The sequence below is a fragment of the Nitrospirota bacterium genome, assembly GCA_016180645.1.
In the GTDB taxonomy this organism is placed as follows: Bacteria; JACPQY01; JACPQY01; order JACPQY01; family JACPQY01; genus JACPAV01.
In genome coordinates this window covers 93552-113325 of record JACPAV010000008.1, presented here as the reverse complement: position 1 = coordinate 113325, position 19774 = coordinate 93552, and the positions used below count along the sequence as shown (strand labels likewise).

The following is a 19774-nucleotide window of genomic DNA, read 5'->3' as shown; positions in this document are numbered from 1 at the left end:
TTCGGTATCGTCTTGACCTTCTCGCACTCTGGATCGACGCCGGCTGTCCCCGCGACTGGATGCCCCTTGGCTTGGCGCATCGATGAGCTTAGATGTGTCGAAGAACTACCGCGTTCTGGCGCTTCATCACTTCAGGCAGCGGCGAATGTTGAAAGCGTTTCGGTGTCTGCTCCTTTCGATTCTTGGATGACGGGGATTGCACTTTCCGAACGCCGGACCCCGGAGGGTTGGATTGCCGAGGAGCTTTCCCAGGCTGTGGGAAAGATCGCGGAATGCGGGGCGCGGCTCCGGCGGGATCATACGATTCAAGCCAACCTCCACGCGGCGGTGGACTGGCTGTTAGTTTCAATCAGTGAACTCAAAAATGAGCATCTTATCGGACGCGCTTGAACTTCACCGGCGAGGGTACGCCGTCATCCCGATCCGGGAGGGTCAGAAACATCCCCCGCTCGTAGACTGGAAGACGTTTCAGACGAAACGCCCCACCGAGGAGGACATCCGCAAGTGGTTCGCCCATGGAAGTCCGAACATGGCGATTGTAACGGGGAGCGTAAGCGGAATCAGCGTGATCGACCTGGACGGCCCGGAAGGGATGGAGAACTTCAAGAAGCTCGGTGTCTCCGGTGACACCTTCACGGTGAAAACGCCGAAGGGCATGCACCTGTACTTCAAGTACACGCCGGAACTCCATACTGGGGCGGGGTTCCTCCCTCACGTGGACGTTCGAAGCGATGGGGGCTACGTCATGGCCTGCCCCAGCGTGGTAGGCGGTAAGGCGTACACCGTGCTGAAGGACCTTCCGCTTGCCGTACTGTCGAATCTGCCGGAAGCCCTGAAGGGGAAGAACGGAAACGGCAACGCGCATCCGGGAGCGGCGGTCAACGGTGACGCGCCAGACTGGGTATCCCGTCTGCTTGCGAAGGGTACGGCGGAAGGCACCCGGAACACCGACGCGGCCCGGCTTGCGGGATACTTCCACACCAAGGGGCACCCGGCGGACGTGATCGCTACGATCCTCCGGCCCTTCGCCGACAAGTGCAGACCCCCCATGGACGCCGGGGAGCTTCGCTCCGTGATCGAGTCCATCACGCGGTACCGGATCGAAGCGGAACGGCTGGGGATCGAGGAACCGCCCGATTTCTCGGATCGCGGGGGCGCGTGGGTGTTCGCCTGGCCGGAACACAAGATCGAAATCGAGCTTGACGGCGTGCACTCCGAGAACACGGGTGTTCACGCTGAACTTTTGGTCCGGGGCACCGGGGATGGAGTGCCGAAACGGATTCACGGCCCCGTGCGGACGAACTTGTCTGTCACCGGGACGCGGGTTCAACTTGTGAACTACCTGTCGAAGAGGCTACAGATCGGCTGGGCCGGGATGCTTGAGAGCGTGGCCGTGCTCGCCATAGAGCGAATCAAGACGGGTGACCCGGTGGAATTTCTGAACGCGCCCATGACGGCACGTGATACGCGATGGTTGATTGATCGAATCGTGACGCTGGGTGTTCCCACGATCCTTTTCGGCGACGGCGGCACGGGGAAAAGTCTTCTCGCCCTGGCGTGTGCCGTAGCCCATCAAGGGGGATGCGGCCCCCTCATGGACTCCTGCAACACATGGGGGAAGGCTTTCTATCTCGATTGGGAATCCGATTCGGACGAACACAAGGCCCGCCTTCGGCAGATGGTGACCGACCAGGGGCTTCCGCCCATTGGCTACCGCCGGTGTATCGGTCCCCTGTACGATCAACGGAGGCAGATCAAGCGGCTTGTTGGCGAGGGCGGTTATTCGTTCATCGTGTACGATTCAGCCGGGGCCGCCAGCGGCGGGGAGCTTGAGTCGGCGGAGGGAGCATTGAAGTTCTTTGAGGCCGTCCGCTTCATCGGCGGGACCTCCCTCGTCATCGCGCACGTGGCGAAGAACGTCACCCAGGAGAAGCCGATAGGTTCCGGGTACTGGCACAACATGGCGCGGGCGACGTGGGAGATGAAACGCGGGCAGGCCCCCGGCGAGGACGTGATCCAGGTGGGCTTGTTCAACCGGAAGTGCAACGGGGGCAGGCTTGAAGCTCCGATGGGGTTCACGATCCGATTCACGGGGGGCCGGATCACCTTTGAGAAAAGCGAGTTTGACGCCATGCCGGAAGCCGTGGCCGGTGGCCTGGCCCAATGGCAGCGGGTGGAGATGGCTTTGAAGAACGGGCCGAAGACTGTCCCGGAGATCGCGGAGATCACGGGGATCACCGAAAGCGCGATCCGAACCGTCTTCAGCCGGGACGATGGGCGGAAATTCGACGCCCTAGACACCCCCGGAGGACCCCGCAAATGGCTCAAGAAGTAGAGGGCGCAACATACCCCCATGTTGCGCGGATGTTGCGCTCGGCTAAGTGCTTGAAACTATTGCTGTGCAACATGTTGCGCTACATGTTGCGCTACACAGCTACACCCCCTTTAAGGGGTGTAGTGTTGCGGTGTTGCGGTCAAAGAGTGGTGGAAGAGTTCAAGCAGATTTTCTCTCGCCGGAGATGAAGTGAGGGGAAAGGGGTCAGTTCTGGACGGTCGGTTTCTTGCGGGTGACGCGGGACACGTAGATGACAGTGCCCACGGCGAACAAAAGCATACTCGTGAAGACTCCCAAGAGAACTGCGCTTGCCGCGTCCATGTCTATAGGGTATCGCCGTTTCCCTTGCCCGTCAACCAAACGGCGACTCCAAGAAAGATGATCCCCACCGCAATCCCGAACACGTCGATCAAGAGGCGAGTCCCATCCACCACGGCGTCCGCCGTTCCTCCGATCACGGCGGCAAGGCCAAGCTGTCTGAAGATTTCCACCAATTCGCGGATTCTCTTTGTATCTCGGCTTTCTTCTGCCGCCATGGGAATGGTTCCTACCACCGGCGGGAAGGAACTACAACTTTGAGCTACGCCAAGGGCCGATCCACCCTCCGTAGCAAGGCTACTGCGAAGGACGGGCGCTTGGAGTACCCGCCTTCGCCAAGGCTTCGGCGGGCAGGCCGGACGATCCGTTGCCTTGAGGCCCACGCGAGAGAGATCCGCCTACGCGCATTGCGCAAGGTGGGCGAGTTCCTGAAGGAGACGCCGAAAGCGAAGGGCGCACCGGGTCCGGGGAGAGGAAAAGCCGGTCACAAAGCGGGACCGGCTTTTACGGATGCCCCCACCCTCTCCGCCCTTGGCCTCACCAAGCGGGAGAGCGCAGACTGCCGCGGATCATCACGGCAAGCCCCCCCAGGCGGGCAGAAAGGGTGTGCGGGCAAACATCCGAATCCGTAGGTGGGGGATGAGACGATCCACAAGAGAAATGACGGAGGGGGTATGTTCCCGTTGCGCGTCCACATCGAAACACGCCGTATTTTCTGAAGACCCACCGTGCTCCTTCCGGTGTATCCCGCTGTAAGAACACGCGGAACGTGATGACGGGAGATGAAATCGAAGCGCCGAAACAAGGGCGGAAGGGCATTTTCGACGCCATATCTGGCCTTTTTGTCGCGTTTCCCCATGGATATTTTTCAGTTTTGTGAGGTAAAACGATGAACCATCGAAGAGGCCGACCGAGAAAGATTCCGCGGACGCCGGAGAACCTTCCCGCCTTGTGGGACGAGCTTGGGCGCCACATGGACAAGGACCGCTTCACGCAAGCGGTGAAAACTGCTCGCTCGATCCTCACGGTAACGGCGTGGGCGGTGCTGGAGGGCAAGGCGGACGCGGAACAGATCAAGCCCCTGATAACATTCGTGGGCCACCTTGAAATGCAGGAAAAGCTGGAGGCGGAACTCGATTGACGGTTCGATGTCGCGCCTCCGATAAGGGGGGGCTTGACATATAAAATGGCTTATAATATCGTGTCCCCATGAAACAGAAACAAGGCTACACCTTGACGGCTTTTCAAATCCGTGAGAATGAGCTTGACCTTGTGAGACGGACGGCGAAGGAAATGGGCGTGTCGGCGTCCGAAGTCATGCGCCGGGCGGTGTTGTCGTTTCTCGGAACATGCCCGACGTGTCGAAGGCCGTTCAAAACGAAGGGGGGAAAGCATGGCAAGGCGTGAGAGGAACCCGCGTGGGGTCTACGAGTACGTGAAGTACAGCGTTGAAGACTTCCTCATCGTCCCCGCCGTGGCGAAGGTCAACACGGGCGTCTGGTACATCCGCTACCGGGATCGGGACGGCAAGCTACACCGCGAGCGGGTGGGGCCGAAGGGGAAGGCGATCGAGCTTTACGGAAAACGCCGGAACGAGATTGTCGAAGGAAAGTTCAGGCCGGATGCGGTGAGAGCAAGGCGGGCGGTGTCGTTCAAGGAAATCGCGGAAGACTTCATCACGTGGGGGAAGGCGAACAAGAAGAGTTGGGCCGACGACGTGCAACGGCTTGGCTACTGGATCGAACACCTTGGAACGAAACCCGCCGGATCGGTGACGGCGCAAGAGATCGAAACGTGGAAAACGAAGCTGACCGAGGTGCGGAAATTGAAGAACCGGAAGACTCAAGCCTGCATGGGGACCACGATCAACCGCTACCTGGCTTCCCTACGGTCTGCCTATTACCTGGCCATGAAAAACGGGAAGGCGGAAAAGAACCCCGTCAAAGGTGTGAAGTTCTACCCGGAGAGGCAGAATCGTCGCGTCCGCTACCTGTCCGACGAAGAAGAGAAAAGGGTGTTCGCGGTGCTCAAGGACGACGAGAGGCCCTTTGTGGTGCTGGCGCTTCACACGGGCATCCGGTTGAGCGGCCTGAAAGAACTTCTGTGGGGCGATGTGGATTTTTCCGCGGGGGTGATCGACGTTCAAGAGGCCAAGGGCGGGCGCAACTACCAGGTGCCTATGAATCGCGTGGTGAGGGAAACCCTCCGGCGGATGCGGGATGAGCGGATGGGCGCGTTGCAACCCACGGAGAAGGGCAATGTTGCGGCCTTGCCGTCGTCCATCCTGCAAAAGCATGCGGTGTTCCCCCGGTGGCAGGGGCGGCGGAAGTGGATCGTGTCCAAGTGGTTCGAGGATGTGATCGACAAGACGGGGATCGAGGACTTCACGTTCCACTGCCTTCGGCACAGCTTCGCCAGCCGTCTTGTGATGGCCGGGGTTGACTTGACCACCGTGAAAGAGTTAATGGGCCACCGGACGATTGAGATGACCCTACGCTACGCGCACCTGTCGCCATCGCACAAGCAGAGTGCCGTTGAGCGGCTTGCCGGAGGGGGTTCCGTGGAACGAAGTATCACACCAAGTATCAACGGAACCTTGTCAACGGACTTGGCTGGTGCTAAGGTCGCGTCCTAACGCATTTCTGGGAGATCGTCCAATGGCAGGACAACGGACTCTGGATCCGTTTATCTAGGTTCGAATCCTAGTCTCCCAGTTTCCCTCGATTTCGCGTGATGATGGCGTCTGGCCCTGAACCGCATTCAATCGAGGCCGGCGATGGCTGGCGAAGTTGGGAGAGTGGGGTAGAATAGGAGAGTCATCAATAGCGAAGGGAGGGGAAATCATGGCGAATCGCATTGAGGGTTTCGGAGCTGGGGCGTCACAGGCGTTCAATCCCGTCGAAAGGGTTCGAACGCAGGCCACGCGTCCGGATCAGAGTGATGGGGCGGACCCGTCGGCGCCTCGGATTCAAGATTCGGTGACGAGTCGTCGGATCAAGAACGAGGTGAACGCGCCCGGTCAGATGGGGCCGCTCAGCCCCGCCGAGCACCGGATCGTTCAGAAAGTACAAGAATCGCTTGAGGGATCAGGAGTGACCGCTGCCGGTGGTCAGGCGGCGAATCCGAATGCGCGGCCCGGAGGACGGATCGACATCCTCGCGTAGTAGCCGGCAGCCTCGGAACCCGGGGATTCCGGGATAGTGCAGGGACGCCGGAACTACAGCTCCTGCCAGCGGATTTTCGTATGGCCGGAGCCGTATCGCGTTGAATCCACGGGCTCAAGAAGTTTGGCAATGGGATTCTCCGAGGCCCGCAGGCGCTCCGTGGCGTGGGCGGCCAGTACCACTTCGTTGGCAAGGGCAATATCTTCCATCTTCGCGGCCATGTTCACCGCGCTGCCGATGAACGTATTCTCGGAATGCTGTTTCGATCCGATGTGGCACACGAGAACCTTGCCGTAGTTCATCCCGATGCCGAGCCGCATCCGGGGCAGGTCGAGCCGGTCGAATACGGACCCCATGCCGTCGATGGCCACCTGCATGTCCGCCGCCGCGCGGATGGCCTGATCCAGATCCGCGCCGCCCGAGTAGGGGTGCCCGAACGCCGCCATGATGCCGTCACCGAGGATCTTATCGACCATTCCCCCGCGTTTCTCGATGATGATGTTCAGGAGTTCGGGAAGAATCGTATCCAGAAGTTGAACGATGCGTTCCGGGGGCATGTCCGCCGTCGTGCGCGTGAAATCGCGGACGTCCGCGAACATAATCGCTACTTCCTTTTCCACGCCGCGCGCCAAATCCCCGAGCAGTCGCTCATCCTTCTTGACCTTCTGAAAACACCTCTTGTTGATCTTTCCGGCGAAGGACGTGAAGATGCACTCGCGGTCCTTGTGCGACAGCCGGCTCCTCTTCGTGATGGGACAATTCATGAGTTTCATGGGATCCACGCTCTGGGGTTATTGCCTCAAGAGCTTGAACGCGTGGTTCCACTGGCCGCGCTGGAGGCCGGGGATGCACCAGAGGATGCACAGGGGCTCGATCGCGCGCGCGGCTTCGACGCCTCCCATGTCTTCGAACTCCCATCCGAACCGGGTCAGGATCGACTTCACTTCGTCTTTCGCGCCGGCGCTGTTTCCGCAAATGAACATGGTGGGTTTCATCCCGCCGAAATTCGGGTTGACCATGAAGGCATTGCCGACGCAGGAGAACGCTTTGACGAAGTTTGCCTTCGGGGCGGCGTTTTGCAGCCGCTCCATGAGCGAATCGTTCGGTCCGGTGAAGAACTTGAGGACGCCGTTGACGGGCGCCTCATCCGCGATGGGATTGGTCGCGTCGATCACGATTTTCCCGGCCACGTTCTCGACTCCGGCGAGCTTCACGGCCTCCGCCGCGGCCGTGCCCTTGACGGCCAGAACGATGATGTCGCCGAACTTTGCCGAATCGGCGAACGAGCCTGCCGACGCCTTGGAACCGGCCTTCGCCTTCCATTCCGAAAGTTTCCCCTTGTCGCGGGACCCGCGCATGACCTCGTACCCGTGCTTTAGGAACCCGTTGGCCAAAACCTCACCGACGATTCCCGAACCGATCACACCGACTTTTTCCATGATGTTACCTCCCTCAATGTGCTGATGCTGTTGCCGTTTCTATTTTCCCGACGGGTCACTCCTCCGCCTCTTCCTCGGACGCAGAGCCATGCTCCTGTGGGGCCGACTCACTCACGGCGTGGAGAAGCTCGTCCTGCCGCGGATGGCGTCCGAGCCAGTACACCTTGCCCGACTCGACATCGTAAACCGCCCCGTGGATCATCAGCTTCCCCGAATCGACACGCTTCCGGACGAGAGGGCTGTGCAGGAGATCTTCGATGCTCTGCCAGATATTCTCCCGGATGGCGTGTGTGAGGAGGTCATCGCCCTGGGCGGCAGGATAGGCCGCCTTCGCGCGCGCCACGGCCGGGCCGATGTTGTCCACCAATTGCGGAATGCTCCCGTGCACTTCGGCCTTGTTGACCACAGCCGTGACCGCTCCGCACTTCGAGTGGCCGAGGACCACGAGGAGGGGCGTTCCCAGATGATCCACTCCGTATTCCGCGCTCCCCGTTTCATCCACATCGCATACATTGCCGGCAACGCGGACGACGAAAAGATCACCGATACCCTGATCGAAGAGCCGCTCCGGAGGCACCCGGGAATCAGAGCAGCCGACAATCGTGGCAAAGGGGGCCTGGCCTTTGCCGGTCTCCTTGATTCGCGCCGCATTGGAGTGCGGATGGCGGCTTTTTCCTTTCACGAACCGCGCGTTTCCTTGTTGCAGAAACTTCAGCGCGTCCTTGGCGGAAACGTGTGTGGTGGGTCCTGAGGCATGGGAATGGACCATCGGCAGGCAGAGCGCGGCCGAAAATATCGCGAGAGCAACCACTTTGGAATATCGCATGGGTAACCTCCTATGGTCGGTCATCTTATCCTGTTCATGCATCATGCGGCAACGATCGAGGGCGGAGTCCACCGGCGCCAGGCTCTTCACGGCGGTTGACGCAGGGTGAGGGGCGGGGTAGAGGGTAGGCGATGACAGAGTCGGCGGCGCGCGCGGTATCCATTCTGAGGGACGGTTCGCATTTCCAGTGGCCCGTCATCTCCATCCTGGTGATCGTCATCTACATTTACAATGCGGAAATCGCGCGGAAGAATTGGAACGTTGTTTTCGCGGGTCTCGCCTTGTGGGGTATGGACTGGTTCAATGAGATCTGGAACTGCCTCGTGTTCCATTTCACAAACCATGCACCCGTCTGGGGCGAGCCGGGCGAGACTTCCTATCTTATTCTAGTCGGCCTGAACATCGAGACGTGTCTCATGTTCATGATCATGGGAGTGGCCGCTTCGCTGGTCCTGCCGAAGGACCCGCACGTGAAGCTGCTGGGGCTGCCCAACCGGCTCGTGGCGGCCGCCGGCTTCAGCGTGGTGTCGGTTCTCGTCGAGGTGGCGCTCAACCACATCGGCGCTCTGACGTGGGACTACCCGTGGTGGTCGGCGCGATCGCCCTGGCTGATTTTCCTGCTCGGTTATTTGCCTCTCTTCAGCGTGGCGTTCTGGGTGCACGATCTGTCGACGATCAAGCGGAAACTCGCGGCGGTGGGCGCGATCTACGCCTTCGATGCGGTTTGCATCGCCGTTTTCGGCGGCGTGATGGGATGGTTCTGAAATGAGAACGACTTCAATCATGTTGCTATCGATCCTGGTTTTTGCCGGTTGCGAAACATCGAACACCGGTGGGGGCGAGTGCGACGGGGTGGCGCCGACCGCGGAGGCGCTTCGCAAGGCCGGTGATTCGGACGGGTTATTCCTGCTTCCCGGAGGACGGGCGCTTACACCGACCGGCAGACAGGTGACGGTGGGCGGCTTCCCGGTGGATATCCGAACGCATCCGACGCTCCCGCTGGCGTACGTCTCCAATACCGGCTACGCGTTCCGCGCGCTTCAAGTCATCGACGTGCGGACCGGCGAAATCGTCCAGCAGCTCAAGAGAAAGAACGCGTTTTACGGTCTGGCCATGTCCATGGATGGCAAGCGTCTCTACGCGGCGGGGGGGGATTCGAAGCTCGTCGAGGCCTACGACATCGGGGGAGATGGGAAAGTGACTCTCGCAGGACAAGTCGTGGTGGGCGGCTATCCCGCCGGAATCGCGCTCTCGGCGGACGGGAAAATCCTGTGGGTGGGTCAGTTCCTCGGCACGAATGTTGTTGAGATCGATGCGGCGACGTTGACGAAGACGCGTGAGATCGCCGTCGGTTTCGGCTCATACGGCGTGGTGGTGGCCGAGCAGCGGGGAGAACTCTACGTGACCGGATTCAGGGACGACAAGGTGGGCGTGGTGAACCTCCAATCGGGGGACGTTGCCACGATTCGAGTGGGGGGCGGACCGCAAGGGCTGGTCCTGTCGCCCGATGAAGCCATGGCTTACGTGACCGTGTCGGATGGACACAACATCGTGGGGATCGACACGGCCGTGAAGACCGTGCTCAGGACCGTAGCCATCGGCGAGCCGGACCTTTTGGATGACGGGGGGAATCCACTGCCGGGGAGCAGCCCGGCCGGGATCGCGCTCGATTCCGTCCATGGAAAACTGATCGTGGCTCGAGCGGCGGACAACGCCGTGACCTTGTACAACGCGTCCACCTTCATCGCGGAGTCCGCGATTCCCGTCGGCTGGTATCCCACCGCGGTGGCGCTCGCCGATGGGGGGAAAACGCTCGTGGTCGCCAACGGCAAGGGGATCGGCGTGGGACCGCTCGTTGGCTACAAGAAAGACGACGAAAGCGGAAAGGAGAAAATGACCGGCACGGTGTCGCTGATTCCGCTTTCCGGACTCGATCTTCCGGGTCTCACAGCCCAAGCTGAGAAGAACATCCGGCGTCCCAACCAGGTCTTCCCGTTCACGTGCGACCGGAAATTCCCCGTGCCCGCAAGGGCCGGCGGAGAGACCCCCATCAAGCACGTCGTGCTCATCGTCAAGGAGAACAAGACGTATGACTCCGTACTGGGCGATCTTGATCGCGGCGACCGCGATCCGTCGCTCGTTCTCTTCGGCGAGGACATCACGCCGAACCTCCACTCGCTCGCACGGCGATTCACCCTCCACGACAATTTCTACAACGACTCGGAGACATCGGTTCAAGGCCACCTCTGGCTGACGTCGTCGTTCGTGAACGATTACATCGAACGGACCTGGCTGGAGGACTACCGCGGATCGGGTGGATTCGCCGAGGACGCCGCGATGGAGCGCGGACAACCGGATTTCGGGACGTTCTTCACGCACCTCATCAAGCACAACGTCTCTTTCACCAATTTTGGCGAAGTGGTCGGGACACTCGGGCGCGAGAGCGGCGACACCGTGTTTAATCATACGGACCTTCAATTTCCCGGCGTCTTTTTCAATACGGACGTGAAGGACGAAGAGAAAGCGCGCTACGTGGCCAGGAAACTCGTGGAGGAAGGGAAGTTTCCGTCCTTCGTGTTCCTGCTGCTGCCGAACGATCATACGCACGGAACCTCGCCCGGCGCGCTCAGCCCTGAATCGATGATCAACGACAACGATGTGGCTATGGGTATCGTGATCGAGGCCATCAGTCGCTCATCGTACTGGGACAGCACCGCCATTTTCGTCGTGGAGGACGATCCTCAGCAGGGTTCGGATCACGTGGACTATCATCGGTCGTTTCTGTTGGTGATCAGTCCGTGGGCGAAGCGGGGATACGTGAGTTCGGTGCACACGTCCTTCCCCTCGCTGTTCAGGACCTTCGAGCTGATTTTCGGGATTCCGCCCATGAACCGGTACGACCGTCTGGCCACGCCGCTTTGGGATGCGTTTTCGTCGAAAACCGATCCGGAGCCGTACACGACGATCCCGCGGACCGTACCCGACAAGGTGAATCCCCCGAGGGCCGTGGGAGCGGAGTTCTCCATGCGCATGGATTTCCGCGGCCCCGATCGGAACCCGCTTCTGGGGGACGTCCTGTGGTGGTATCGGAAGGGGGCGCCGAGGAAGGGATCTGCACTCGAGGGAGCGCTGGCGGGAAAAGGCGAGCTGGGCGAGGAAGAGGAGTGGGATGACGAAGTGGAACGGGATATTTACGACGCGGGGTGGCGGTACTTAGATGAGTACCTCAAGAAGCATCCGCAAGTGAAGGCGGACCTCCGGCCGCGCTTCCGGCACGCGGCGCCGCGGGAAACCAAATGAGTAACCATGGCGAATCCGTCCGCTGAGCCCGCGAAGGCCGGAACGGAAGTGTCCCTCGGCCTGGTAAAGTTCCATCTCGTTGCCGGGCTCGTTTGGCTTCTTCTTGGAATGATGGCGGGACTGACGGAAGCCTATCGACTCACCTCCCCCGCCGCCGCGGAATTTCTGGGGAATGTCCCTTGGCTGAACTACGGTCGGTTGCGGTTCTTCCACACCCACTCGGTGATCTTCGGCTGGTTGTCCAACGGATTCATGGCCTTCACGTTCTACGCGGTGCCGAAGCTGGTGGGAAAAGGACTTTTCCTCGAGCCGGTTGCGCAATTCAATCGGAAGTTCATGCAAGTGGCGCTGGCCGCCGGGGCCATCGGTCTTCTGGCCGGGTATGGCGAGGGCGTCGAGTATGCCGAGGCCCCGTGGTGGGCGGACGTGCTGTTTGCCGCCTCGTTCGTCTTGGCGCTTCTCTCCACTGTCGGAACGGTGCTCCAAGGAGGCGTGAAATCGATGTACGTCTCCCTCTGGTACATCGTGATGGCGTTTATCTTCACGGCACTGAACTTCGTGATGGCCAATACGATCGTGGCGCACGTGGCTCCCGGCGCGGCGGGCGCGGCGCTCTCCGGCCTCTGGATCCACAACGCCGTGGGCATGTGGGTGACGCCGATGGGAGCGGCGATCGCGTACTACCTTCTGCCCGTGCTTGTGCGAAAACCGATCGCGAGCCACAAGCTCTCGCTCCTCGGATTTTGGACGCTTGCCTTTCTCTATCCCCTCGGTGGAAGCCACCACTACTTTTACAGCCCCATCCCATGGTGGCTCCAGGTGGTGGCCGTTCCCCTCACGAGCGCGCTCCTCTTCGTCGTATATACCGTTGTGTACAATTTCTTCGCGACCATGCGGGGCTCCTGGAATCGGCTGGCGGACGACATCGCGCTACGCTTCCTGACGTTCGGGATCTTCTCCTACATCATGACGTGCACGCAGGGGCCATTCCACGCACTGTTGTCCGTTCAAAAGGTCGTCCATTTCACGGATTGGATCGTTGCGCACGCCCATCTGGCGCTGTTCGGTGTTTTCTCCTGGTGGATTTTCGCGTTCATCTACTTCGTCTGGCCCAGGATTACCGGCCGGGCCATCGCCTCCCGTGCCCTGGCCGAATGGCATTTCTGGCTCGCCCTGATCGGCTTTTTCTTCCTCTACTATGTGCCGGATACGGCCGCGGGTCTCATGCAGGGATTCGCGTGGATGCGGGGCCTCTCGATCATCGATTCACTCAAGGCCGCGGAGCCGTTCTGGGTGCCGCGCGCAGTATCGGGCGTTGTGCTTTTCGTCTCGACGGTGCTCCTGGCGATCAACCTGATCAAGAGCAGTCGAATGAAACCGGAGGCGGATGGCCGTGGGTGAGGAGAAAGGGCCCGTCGCCGAACGCCCTGTGGCAGGACAGCCGCGGGAGCGCGTGAGGCAGGACGCCGATCCCCCGAGAGGGGGACCGCCAGTGGCGGAGCGCCCGATGTTCATCCTGCTCGTCGCGGGCGTCGGATTCTTCATCTTCTCCATCGTGGCGATGGGGCTGGCGCCGTGGACGACCTTGCGGCACGTTTCAAAGCCGCCGGCAGGTTTCAAGAATCCCTATCTGGACGACAAAGGCCAACTCAATGCGGCGGGGCGGGGTCGCCACGTCTACATCCGGGAAGGCTGCTGGCATTGCCACTCGCAGTTCGTCCGGCCTGTGTCCGGTGAATCCTTCAGGTACGGTCCGGTCAGCCAAGCATGGGAAAGCATGTACGATGTGCCCCATCTGTTCGGCACGCGCAGGATCGGTCCGGACCTGAGTCGCGAGGCGGGCCGCCGACCGGATGACTGGCATTTCGCGCACCTGTATAACCCAAGATCGGTCGTGCCTCTCTCGGTCATGCCTCCGTATGCGTTTCTCTTCGACGAAACATCGGCGGGGCCGAGGCCGAGGGAGGAAGCGAAGGATCTGGTGGCGTATCTCCAGGTTCTGGGGAAGCCGTTCGAGGAGCAGGTGAAGGCCATGGTCTATCCGCAGTTGGTTTCGGTGAGCGGTGCGCCCCCGGAGGACCCGGCCAGTTTGCATCGAGGCAAGATGCTGTTCGAGGAACATTGCGCCGGATGTCACGGTGCGCTGGCGGATGGGAACGGCCAGGCGAACGCCTTTCTGCGCCCGAGTGCATCGAACCTGAGAGCGCGCTATCTGAAGCCCGAGTACGTGTACACGCTTTTCTACGGCGGCATCCCGGGATCGGCCATGCCTTCCTTCCGCGAACTTCCCGAGCGCGATCTGTGGGCGATTGCGCAGGCCGTGTCCGCCTTCGGGGTCGACTCGAAGGACAGGGCGCTCGCGGCCGCCGATCCGACTCTCACGGAGAAGGGGAAGGCCATTTTCATCTCCCAGTGCGGCGTGTGTCACGGTTTCGAGGGGAAGGGCGACGGCCCGGCCGCCGTGGCGCTGACGCCGCGGCCGAAAGACTTCATGCGCCGACTTTTCGATCCCGCCCACATCGACCGGATTCTCCAAGAGGGTCGGTCGGGCTCAGCGATGGCGCCGTTTCCTGCATTGGGACCCGATGACCGGAAGGCTATCGCGGCGTTTCTAACGACGCTCTACGGAGGTGCGTTGTGAACCGTGGCGCATTGGGCCTCGTCCGCCTGGCCGGTGGCGCCGGCGGGCTGATCCTGCCTGCAGCCGCACTGGCCTGCCCGTTTTGCGATGCGGGAGGAAGGGATTCCGCGCTCTTCATCCTGGCTTTTTTCGGCTTTTTCGCGCTCGGAATGGGCGCGGTCGTTTGGGCCTATGCGAGGGCGGGCGCGTTCAAGAGCCATCTCGGCCTGGAGCGGCGCGTCCTCGAGGCCGAAGGTATCGACACGGAGGAGCGGTAGCCGCAGGCTTCAGCCTGCGAGGCGGGAGGTCATCCATGGGCGACGATCATCGTCAACGGGACGAACAACCGAATTCAGCGGAAACCGGCATCCCTTTGTGGATCAAGCTGATGTGGGCGGCCGGCATCATCTGGATCCTTGGCTACGTCTACCTCGGCCTCCAGCACACTCCCGAGAATTGGTAGCCGCGGCTCCGTTAGACCTTTCCGGCGGGGATGCGTAGAATCGCTGGATGCACTTCGAATGGAGCCCGGCCAAGGCTGCGAAGAATGCTCGCAAGCACCGGGTGTCGTTTGAAGAGGCATCATCGGTGTTCTACGACCCCTTGGCGGCGACAGGTGCGGATCCGGACCATTCGCTTGACGAAGAGCGAATGGTAACATTCGGGTTGTCTTCTGCGGGTCGCCTCCTTGTCGTGGCTCACATCGAGCGTGGTGAGGCCATTCGAATCATCAGCGCTCGTATCGCAACCCCAGGCGAAAGGCGGATTTATGAAGAGAGGTAAGTCTGGTTCAGATGATCTCCGTCCGGAGTATAAGCGCTCTGATTTCGCACAAATGGAGCGCGGGCGCTACTTGGGGCGCGTGAAGGCGAGTTCCAATGTTGTTGTGTTGGACGATGACGTTTCGGCGGTGTTTCCGAACTCCGCCGCCGTAAACAAGGCGCTCCACTCGCTCGTCGAGGTCGCTCGGAGAGCGTCCGGACTAGCCGGCGGTTCCAGCCGACGGCCCCGCCTTCGGCTCGGCCGCGGCTGAACCACAACGCTGGCTCCAAGGCGAATCCGCATGGACGATCAATCACACCTCGATTCGAAATACTTCATCACGACGGACGTCTATAACTGCCCGTTCTGCAACCGTCGTCACGTCAAGTACAAGAATCTGGGCTGTGTGCAATTTAACTGGTCCAATCAAAAGACCTGCGACGTGTGGCGCGTTCAATGCGCAAGCTGCGAGAAGGTTTCAATGCACCTTACTTATAAAGACCTTCAGTCGGAATACTCCGACCGGCCTGACTTTCGAGAGGATGTAGACCTCGACAGAGCGTTCTTTTACTCAGTGCCAACGTCCTTCTTTGTTGTGGACCGTCGAATCCCAGCTGCACTGCGGGAGCTCATGACAGAAGCCGAGGGCTGCGCGAAGATGAACTATCTCACCGGTGCCTCGGCTTGCCTACGCAAAGCGATTTACCAACTGCTCGCGATCCACGGGGCTGATGGCGAGTACTACGACGACAGAATCAAAGATTTGCGATCTAAACACCCGGCTGTTGACTCCGAACTCTTTGAGACCCTCGGCCACGTCAAAGACATGACCAGCGATCACGTTCACGAACAAAGTTGGGTGGCATGGGACAGCAAGCACCTTCACCTGTTCTTGGAAACGTTGAAGGCGGTGTTGCACGAGATATACGTCGTGCCAGACGACAAGAAGTCGCGGGCAGACGCCGTGCGGGCTCTGCGGGAGCAACTTGGCAAAGCGAAGAGCACTGATAGCGCGCCCGCGCAGCCCGGCGAAGATGAGCCAAATAAAAGCTAATCGCCACGTTTCTACGTAGGGGATTTCTGTGGTGAGGCTTTGTCTCTCGACTTCATGGGGTGCGTACAATTGGGACTTGATCGGTCACGGGTGAGGCGCTACACTCCCGCACCGAAGGCCTCCGATGATCCCCGAAAAGTTGGTTGAATTTCTGCACGGCCCCGTTTACATCGGGGTCGGTACGCGCGACGAGAGGCTGCGACCCCTTCACACGTGGGCCATGGGTATGACTGTGGCCGCGGATAGGAAGGCCCTCACGCTTTTCATCCCCGATAAGACGTCCGGAAGGATGTTGGAGAATCTCAAACATAATGGAAAAGTGGCCGTCGGCGTAGGCTCCCCCGTGAACAACGAGAACTACCAACTCAAGGGAGAGTTCGCCACATCCCGGCCCACCGAACCCGGAGAGGCGGCCATTCAGGAAATTTATCGGACGAAACTTCTGACCACGTCGATCCAAGCCGGTTATCCCGAGGCGATCATCAAACCGCTCGTCATGGGATTTGCCTACAAGCCCTCGCTGGCCGTCACGGTCATCGTGAAGGAAATCTATCTCCAAACCCCGGGCCCCGAGGCCGGAAAGAAGATGGCCTGATGGGCCTGCTGCCGGACGAGATCAAACCCGCCATGCAGGGCGTGATTCCCGCCCATCTGGTGACGTGTTCGTTGGAGGGGATCCCCAATACCACGGTGGTCTCGCAAGTGTATTATGTGGATCCTGATCACGTGGCCCTCTCTTTCCAGTTTTTCAGCAAGACGAGCCGGAACATCAGGGAAAATCCCCATGCCTACGTGTGGATCGCGGACCCGAACACGGCCGAAACGTGGGACTTGGAGATACAATTTGAACGTTCGGAGACCGAAGGCCAACTGTTCGATACGATGGACATGCAGCTCGAAGCCATCGCCTCCATGACCGGCATGTCCGGAGTGTTCAAGCTCAAGGCGGCGGACATTTATCGGGTTCTGTCGGTGCGCAAGAACATCGAGGAAAGGATCCCTCCCTCCGAGATCAAGCCGTGATGGGGGGGGCCGCGTGAGCCAGGACGCCGTCCCGAACGTTCGCCAACAAATCCTCCAGAACGAAAAGATCATCGCGGATCTCAACCGTGATCTTTCGCGAAAGACGGATCAGGTCAGGATCATTCAGGAAATCTCCGCCGAGATGAACTCCACGCTCGACCTGGACCGCATGCTGGAGATTATTCTCCATTCGATGGGGAGGGTCCTCGGATTTCAGCACTCCATGATCCTCTTGTCGGAGGAATCCGGGGAGGACCTCCGAGTAGCCGCGAGCCGCGGATATGAGAAGGACGGGACGGGTGCCAGCGTGAAGTTGGGGCAGGGTGTGATAGGCGTCGTAGGCAAACGGCGAAAGATGATGCGGATGGGGAACATCGGGGCCGGGATGGCCTATCTGTCCACGGCCCGGGCGCAGATGAACCCCGGCGGAAGTGGCGCATCGACTGCGACGATGGCGTTGCCGGGACTTCCCAAGGTGCAGAGCCAACTCGCCATGCCGTTGGTGGTGAAAGATCGCCTCATCGGCGTGATGGCGGTGGAAAGCGAGCAGATGGCCGCCTTCGATGAATTGGATGAAGTGCTGCTCACGATTCTGGGCAACCAGGCCGCGGCGGCGATCGACAACGCTAGAATGTACCGCTCGGAAGAGCGACGCCGGGTTGAACTGGACCAGGCGAATGCGTCGCTCAAGCGTCTCAATGAGAAGTTGGAGGAGAAGGTTCGGGAGCGGACGGCTGAGTTGGAGGGGGCGAACCGCGAGATCTCCGGCGCACTCCATGCGGCGCGAACGGAAAAGCAGAAGGGCGAGGAGCTTCTGGGCCGGATGGCCCCTCCGGAAGTCATTCCGCAATTGCTCGAGGACAAGCTTCAACCGAGGAAACTCAAGGCCACGATTCTCTTTACCGACTTCGAGGGATTCACGCAGTTTTCATCGGGCATGGAGCCGGACGAACTCTTCTCCCGCCTCAATGGATTTTTCAGCCACGCGGGTGACACGATTGCGCGCTACCGCGGCTATGTGAACAAGACGAACGGCGATTCGATCATGGCCATTTTCGGTGTCCCCTTTGGAAGTCCCACTCACGCCATCGATGCCGTCTTGGCCGCCCTTGCACTCCAGTCGGGTCATCGCGAGCAGTTCCCCCTCAACATGCGGATTGGGATCAACACCGGCGCCATTACCGCGGGGATCCTGGGTCCTTCAAACAAGAGCCTGTACGACATCCTCGGCGATGCCGTGAATGTGGCCAGCCGGATGGAAAAAGTGTGCCCGGCGGGCGGGGTGACCGTTTCCGCAGAGTCCGTTCCACTCATCGATCGGTATTTCACCATTGAACCGCTGGGAGCCCAGCAGGTCAAGGGGAAGGGGGCCATGGATTGCTTCCGCGTGGCGGGTGTCCGAACGCTGGGGCAAGATGCAAACCGGGTGGACGCCACCAGCCGCTTTGCGAAGGAGTGTTCTTCCATGATGGATGAGGTGAGTCGGATCAAAGAGCAGCAACTAGGCATGGTGGATTTTCTCAGCATCCAGGCGCGAGACGGCGCCATTCTCCACAACGAGACGGTTGCCGCGCTGGCGGTGGCCTTGCGGCGATTCCTTGCGGGTGGCGGAGCCGGGAGCGGAGCGGAGGGTCGGAAGGAAGCGGAGAAAGTGCCGGAAGGGGACCTCATGCTTCTCGCGCTGCTGCATGATTTGGGAAAACACGCGTTGTCGCCCGATCGGCTCAACCAGCCGGATCTCCATTTCGGGCATCGCGGGGAGTTGGTGGGGGAGCTTCTCTCAAAGACGAGCGAGGCTTTGGAGAAACTCCAGTTCGGTCACCTGGCGCCGGCGCTCCAACGTCTCTATCGGTTTGAGTCCACCCGCGGATCGGAGGAGGAAACGGATCCGCTCGTACTCATGGTGGCCGCAGCCGACATCTACGACGCCCTCGCGGCTCCCAAGCTCTACAAGGGGCAGCCGTGGCGCGTAACGGGAGTGTTGGAAGAGCTTCTACGGATGCCGCACAACCAGCGGCGCGAGTGTCCCTATTTCCAGGGATTCGTTGAACTCATGCGCCCCGCCTCCGCCTCCGTCTCCTCCCGCCGGAAATCCGAAGTCCTGTTCAGATAGCATTGCGCGCGGTTGCCTTGGGGCCGCCGTTGGAGAGTGAACTGGCGATCTGGCGGATGTCTTCGAAATATCGCCGATGTGTCGTCCGGATCGCCGCCTCGCTTGCCGCATCCAGGATCACAACCTCGTGCTCAATATGCTCTCGGTTCAAACGGAGCTCGGTTTGAAGGCGCTCCTCTTGGGCCTTCTTCCGCTCGGAATCCGAGTATTGGACCAGCTTGACGAGGGTGCCGGCCTTCCGATCATATTCGATGAGGAACAGCATCAGGCCTTCTTGTCGAATCGTTCTACGCGAGTGATGCTCTCTTCCATTACGTTTGCCATTTTACCTCGTTGTCTAGCTATTTCCAGCGTTGCTTGCTCAAGTTCCCCCTCCAGATCAAGGATAGGGTCAGTTGATGTCCATCCCAGCCTAATGAATCTGATTCGGACCTCGCGAATTGCCCTATCAAATAGCGTCTCGGTTTTCGTTGTTCGCGCCCGCTTTATCAACTCGAATTTGGCCGCCAATCTGGCGTGCCGTTCCTCCAACCCTTCGTGTGCGGCTACGGCACGAGTGGTGTTATGGAGGGTTAGGCGGATGTCAGAGTCCCCTCCGCCGTACTTGATGGAAGGGTCGAACCTGTCGGAAAGTTTTTCGGAGAAATCGCCCCACAGATGCTGCAACAAGGTTCGGACCTGAATCTCGATCAGCTTTCCCTTGATTCTAGGAATGACATGAACGGCTCGGTAGCCGTAACTCGGCGTTTCGCGTCGATCGGCAACGGCGGCTTTGGGTAGCAGGCGTGTCAGGTCCGAAACAACACGATTCTGTTCCACG

Annotated in this window: 24 protein-coding genes and 1 tRNA gene; 19 read left to right on the top strand and 6 right to left on the bottom strand. The window is 60.2% G+C overall.

Going from position 1 to position 19774, the window contains the following annotated elements; genetic code table 11:
• The first annotated feature begins 66 nt into the window (after nucleotides 1-66).
• Both HYT87_07215 and HYT87_07210 read left to right on the top strand, forming a co-directional pair.
• Complete coding sequence (locus HYT87_07215) at nucleotides 67-390, top strand: hypothetical protein (GenBank protein ID MBI2059546.1); 324 nt, start codon at nucleotides 67-69, stop codon at nucleotides 388-390.
• A complete protein-coding gene (locus tag HYT87_07210) occupies nucleotides 365-2335 on the top strand; it encodes a bifunctional DNA primase/polymerase (GenBank protein ID MBI2059545.1) in 1971 nt (656 codons plus the stop codon). Before HYT87_07215 ends, HYT87_07210 begins: the two co-directional genes overlap by 26 nt.
• 323 nt (nucleotides 2336-2658) lie before the next feature.
• Here the strand turns inward: HYT87_07210 and HYT87_07205 are convergent, their stop codons facing one another.
• Complete coding sequence (locus tag HYT87_07205) at nucleotides 2659-2871, bottom strand: hypothetical protein (protein MBI2059544.1); 213 nt, start codon at nucleotides 2869-2871, stop codon at nucleotides 2659-2661.
• Between the two features lie 671 nt (nucleotides 2872-3542).
• Here HYT87_07205 and HYT87_07200 point away from each other — a divergent pair.
• The 5 genes from HYT87_07200 (at nucleotide 3543) to HYT87_07180 (ending at nucleotide 5817) form a co-directional block, all read left to right on the top strand.
• Entirely contained in the window at nucleotides 3543-3794 is a 252-nt protein-coding gene (locus HYT87_07200; GenBank protein ID MBI2059543.1) for a hypothetical protein, read from the top strand.
• A gap of 68 nt (nucleotides 3795-3862) precedes the next feature.
• Entirely contained in the window at nucleotides 3863-4060 is a 198-nt protein-coding gene (locus HYT87_07195; protein MBI2059542.1) for a ribbon-helix-helix protein, CopG family, read from the top strand.
• The gene (locus tag HYT87_07190) at nucleotides 4047-5288 is read left to right on the top strand and encodes a site-specific integrase (protein MBI2059541.1); all 1242 of its coding nucleotides are present in this window, start codon (nucleotides 4047-4049) and stop codon (nucleotides 5286-5288) included. The genes HYT87_07195 and HYT87_07190 overlap by 14 nt, the downstream gene beginning before the upstream one ends.
• 8 nt (nucleotides 5289-5296) lie before the next feature.
• Nucleotides 5297-5367: transfer RNA gene (locus HYT87_07185), tRNA-Gln, on the top strand.
• Between the two features lie 129 nt (nucleotides 5368-5496).
• Nucleotides 5497-5817 (top strand): hypothetical protein, encoded by a 321-nt coding sequence (locus HYT87_07180; GenBank protein MBI2059540.1) that lies wholly within the window; start codon nucleotides 5497-5499, stop codon nucleotides 5815-5817.
• Between the two features lie 53 nt (nucleotides 5818-5870).
• Here the strand turns inward: HYT87_07180 and HYT87_07175 are convergent, their stop codons facing one another.
• The 3 genes from HYT87_07175 to HYT87_07165 are packed head-to-tail and all read right to left on the bottom strand — an operon-like array spanning nucleotide 5871 to nucleotide 8082.
• Complete coding sequence (locus HYT87_07175) at nucleotides 5871-6599, bottom strand: adenylate/guanylate cyclase domain-containing protein (protein ID MBI2059539.1); 729 nt, start codon at nucleotides 6597-6599, stop codon at nucleotides 5871-5873.
• A gap of 9 nt (nucleotides 6600-6608) precedes the next feature.
• Complete coding sequence (locus tag HYT87_07170; GenBank protein ID MBI2059538.1) at nucleotides 6609-7256, bottom strand: NAD(P)-binding domain-containing protein; 648 nt, start codon at nucleotides 7254-7256, stop codon at nucleotides 6609-6611.
• A gap of 55 nt (nucleotides 7257-7311) precedes the next feature.
• Nucleotides 7312-8082 (bottom strand): carbonic anhydrase, encoded by a 771-nt coding sequence (locus HYT87_07165; protein ID MBI2059537.1) that lies wholly within the window; start codon nucleotides 8080-8082, stop codon nucleotides 7312-7314.
• Nucleotides 8083-8213: 131 nt separating this feature from the next.
• Here HYT87_07165 and HYT87_07160 point away from each other — a divergent pair, with 131 nt between their 5' ends.
• From HYT87_07160 to HYT87_07105, 12 genes are all read left to right on the top strand, one after another.
• Nucleotides 8214-8846, top strand: a complete 633-nt coding sequence (locus HYT87_07160) for a hypothetical protein (GenBank protein ID MBI2059536.1) — start codon at nucleotides 8214-8216, stop codon at nucleotides 8844-8846.
• A gap of 1 nt (nucleotide 8847) precedes the next feature.
• On the top strand, nucleotides 8848-11382 hold the full coding sequence (locus tag HYT87_07155) for a bifunctional YncE family protein/alkaline phosphatase family protein (protein MBI2059535.1): 2535 nt from the start codon (nucleotides 8848-8850) through the stop codon (nucleotides 11380-11382).
• Nucleotides 11383-11388: 6 nt separating this feature from the next.
• Nucleotides 11389-12783: a cbb3-type cytochrome c oxidase subunit I gene (locus HYT87_07150; protein ID MBI2059534.1), complete on the top strand. Its 1395-nt coding sequence runs from the start codon at nucleotides 11389-11391 to the stop codon at nucleotides 12781-12783.
• Entirely contained in the window at nucleotides 12770-14023 is a 1254-nt protein-coding gene (locus HYT87_07145) for a cbb3-type cytochrome c oxidase subunit II (protein ID MBI2059533.1), read from the top strand. The genes HYT87_07150 and HYT87_07145 overlap by 14 nt, the downstream gene beginning before the upstream one ends.
• Nucleotides 14020-14280 (top strand): hypothetical protein, encoded by a 261-nt coding sequence (locus HYT87_07140; protein ID MBI2059532.1) that lies wholly within the window; start codon nucleotides 14020-14022, stop codon nucleotides 14278-14280. The genes HYT87_07145 and HYT87_07140 overlap by 4 nt, the downstream gene beginning before the upstream one ends.
• 35 nt (nucleotides 14281-14315) lie before the next feature.
• The gene (locus HYT87_07135; GenBank protein MBI2059531.1) at nucleotides 14316-14465 is read left to right on the top strand and encodes a hypothetical protein; all 150 of its coding nucleotides are present in this window, start codon (nucleotides 14316-14318) and stop codon (nucleotides 14463-14465) included.
• A gap of 47 nt (nucleotides 14466-14512) precedes the next feature.
• The gene (locus HYT87_07130) at nucleotides 14513-14785 is read left to right on the top strand and encodes a BrnT family toxin (protein MBI2059530.1); all 273 of its coding nucleotides are present in this window, start codon (nucleotides 14513-14515) and stop codon (nucleotides 14783-14785) included.
• Entirely contained in the window at nucleotides 14772-15035 is a 264-nt protein-coding gene (locus HYT87_07125; protein ID MBI2059529.1) for a hypothetical protein, read from the top strand. The genes HYT87_07130 and HYT87_07125 overlap by 14 nt, the downstream gene beginning before the upstream one ends.
• Nucleotides 15036-15065: 30 nt before the next feature.
• A complete protein-coding gene (locus tag HYT87_07120; GenBank protein MBI2059528.1) occupies nucleotides 15066-15818 on the top strand; it encodes a hypothetical protein in 753 nt (250 codons plus the stop codon).
• A 124-nt stretch (nucleotides 15819-15942) separates the two neighbouring features.
• Nucleotides 15943-16413, top strand: coding sequence for a pyridoxamine 5'-phosphate oxidase family protein (locus HYT87_07115; protein MBI2059527.1), 471 nt, complete (start codon nucleotides 15943-15945; stop codon nucleotides 16411-16413).
• Nucleotides 16414-16418: 5 nt separating this feature from the next.
• Nucleotides 16419-16841, top strand: a complete 423-nt coding sequence (locus HYT87_07110; GenBank protein MBI2059526.1) for a pyridoxamine 5'-phosphate oxidase family protein — start codon at nucleotides 16419-16421, stop codon at nucleotides 16839-16841.
• A 13-nt stretch (nucleotides 16842-16854) separates the two neighbouring features.
• A complete protein-coding gene (locus HYT87_07105) occupies nucleotides 16855-18954 on the top strand; it encodes a GAF domain-containing protein (GenBank protein MBI2059525.1) in 2100 nt (699 codons plus the stop codon).
• Here HYT87_07105 and HYT87_07100 read toward each other — a convergent pair.
• A complete protein-coding gene (locus tag HYT87_07100) occupies nucleotides 18947-19219 on the bottom strand; it encodes a hypothetical protein (GenBank protein ID MBI2059524.1) in 273 nt (90 codons plus the stop codon). The two genes, HYT87_07105 and HYT87_07100, sit on opposite strands and share 8 nt — an antisense overlap.
• Nucleotides 19219-19773: a hypothetical protein gene (locus HYT87_07095; GenBank protein ID MBI2059523.1), complete on the bottom strand. Its 555-nt coding sequence runs from the start codon at nucleotides 19771-19773 to the stop codon at nucleotides 19219-19221. Before HYT87_07095 ends, HYT87_07100 begins: the two co-directional genes overlap by 1 nt.
• Nucleotide 19774: the final 1 nt, after the last annotated feature.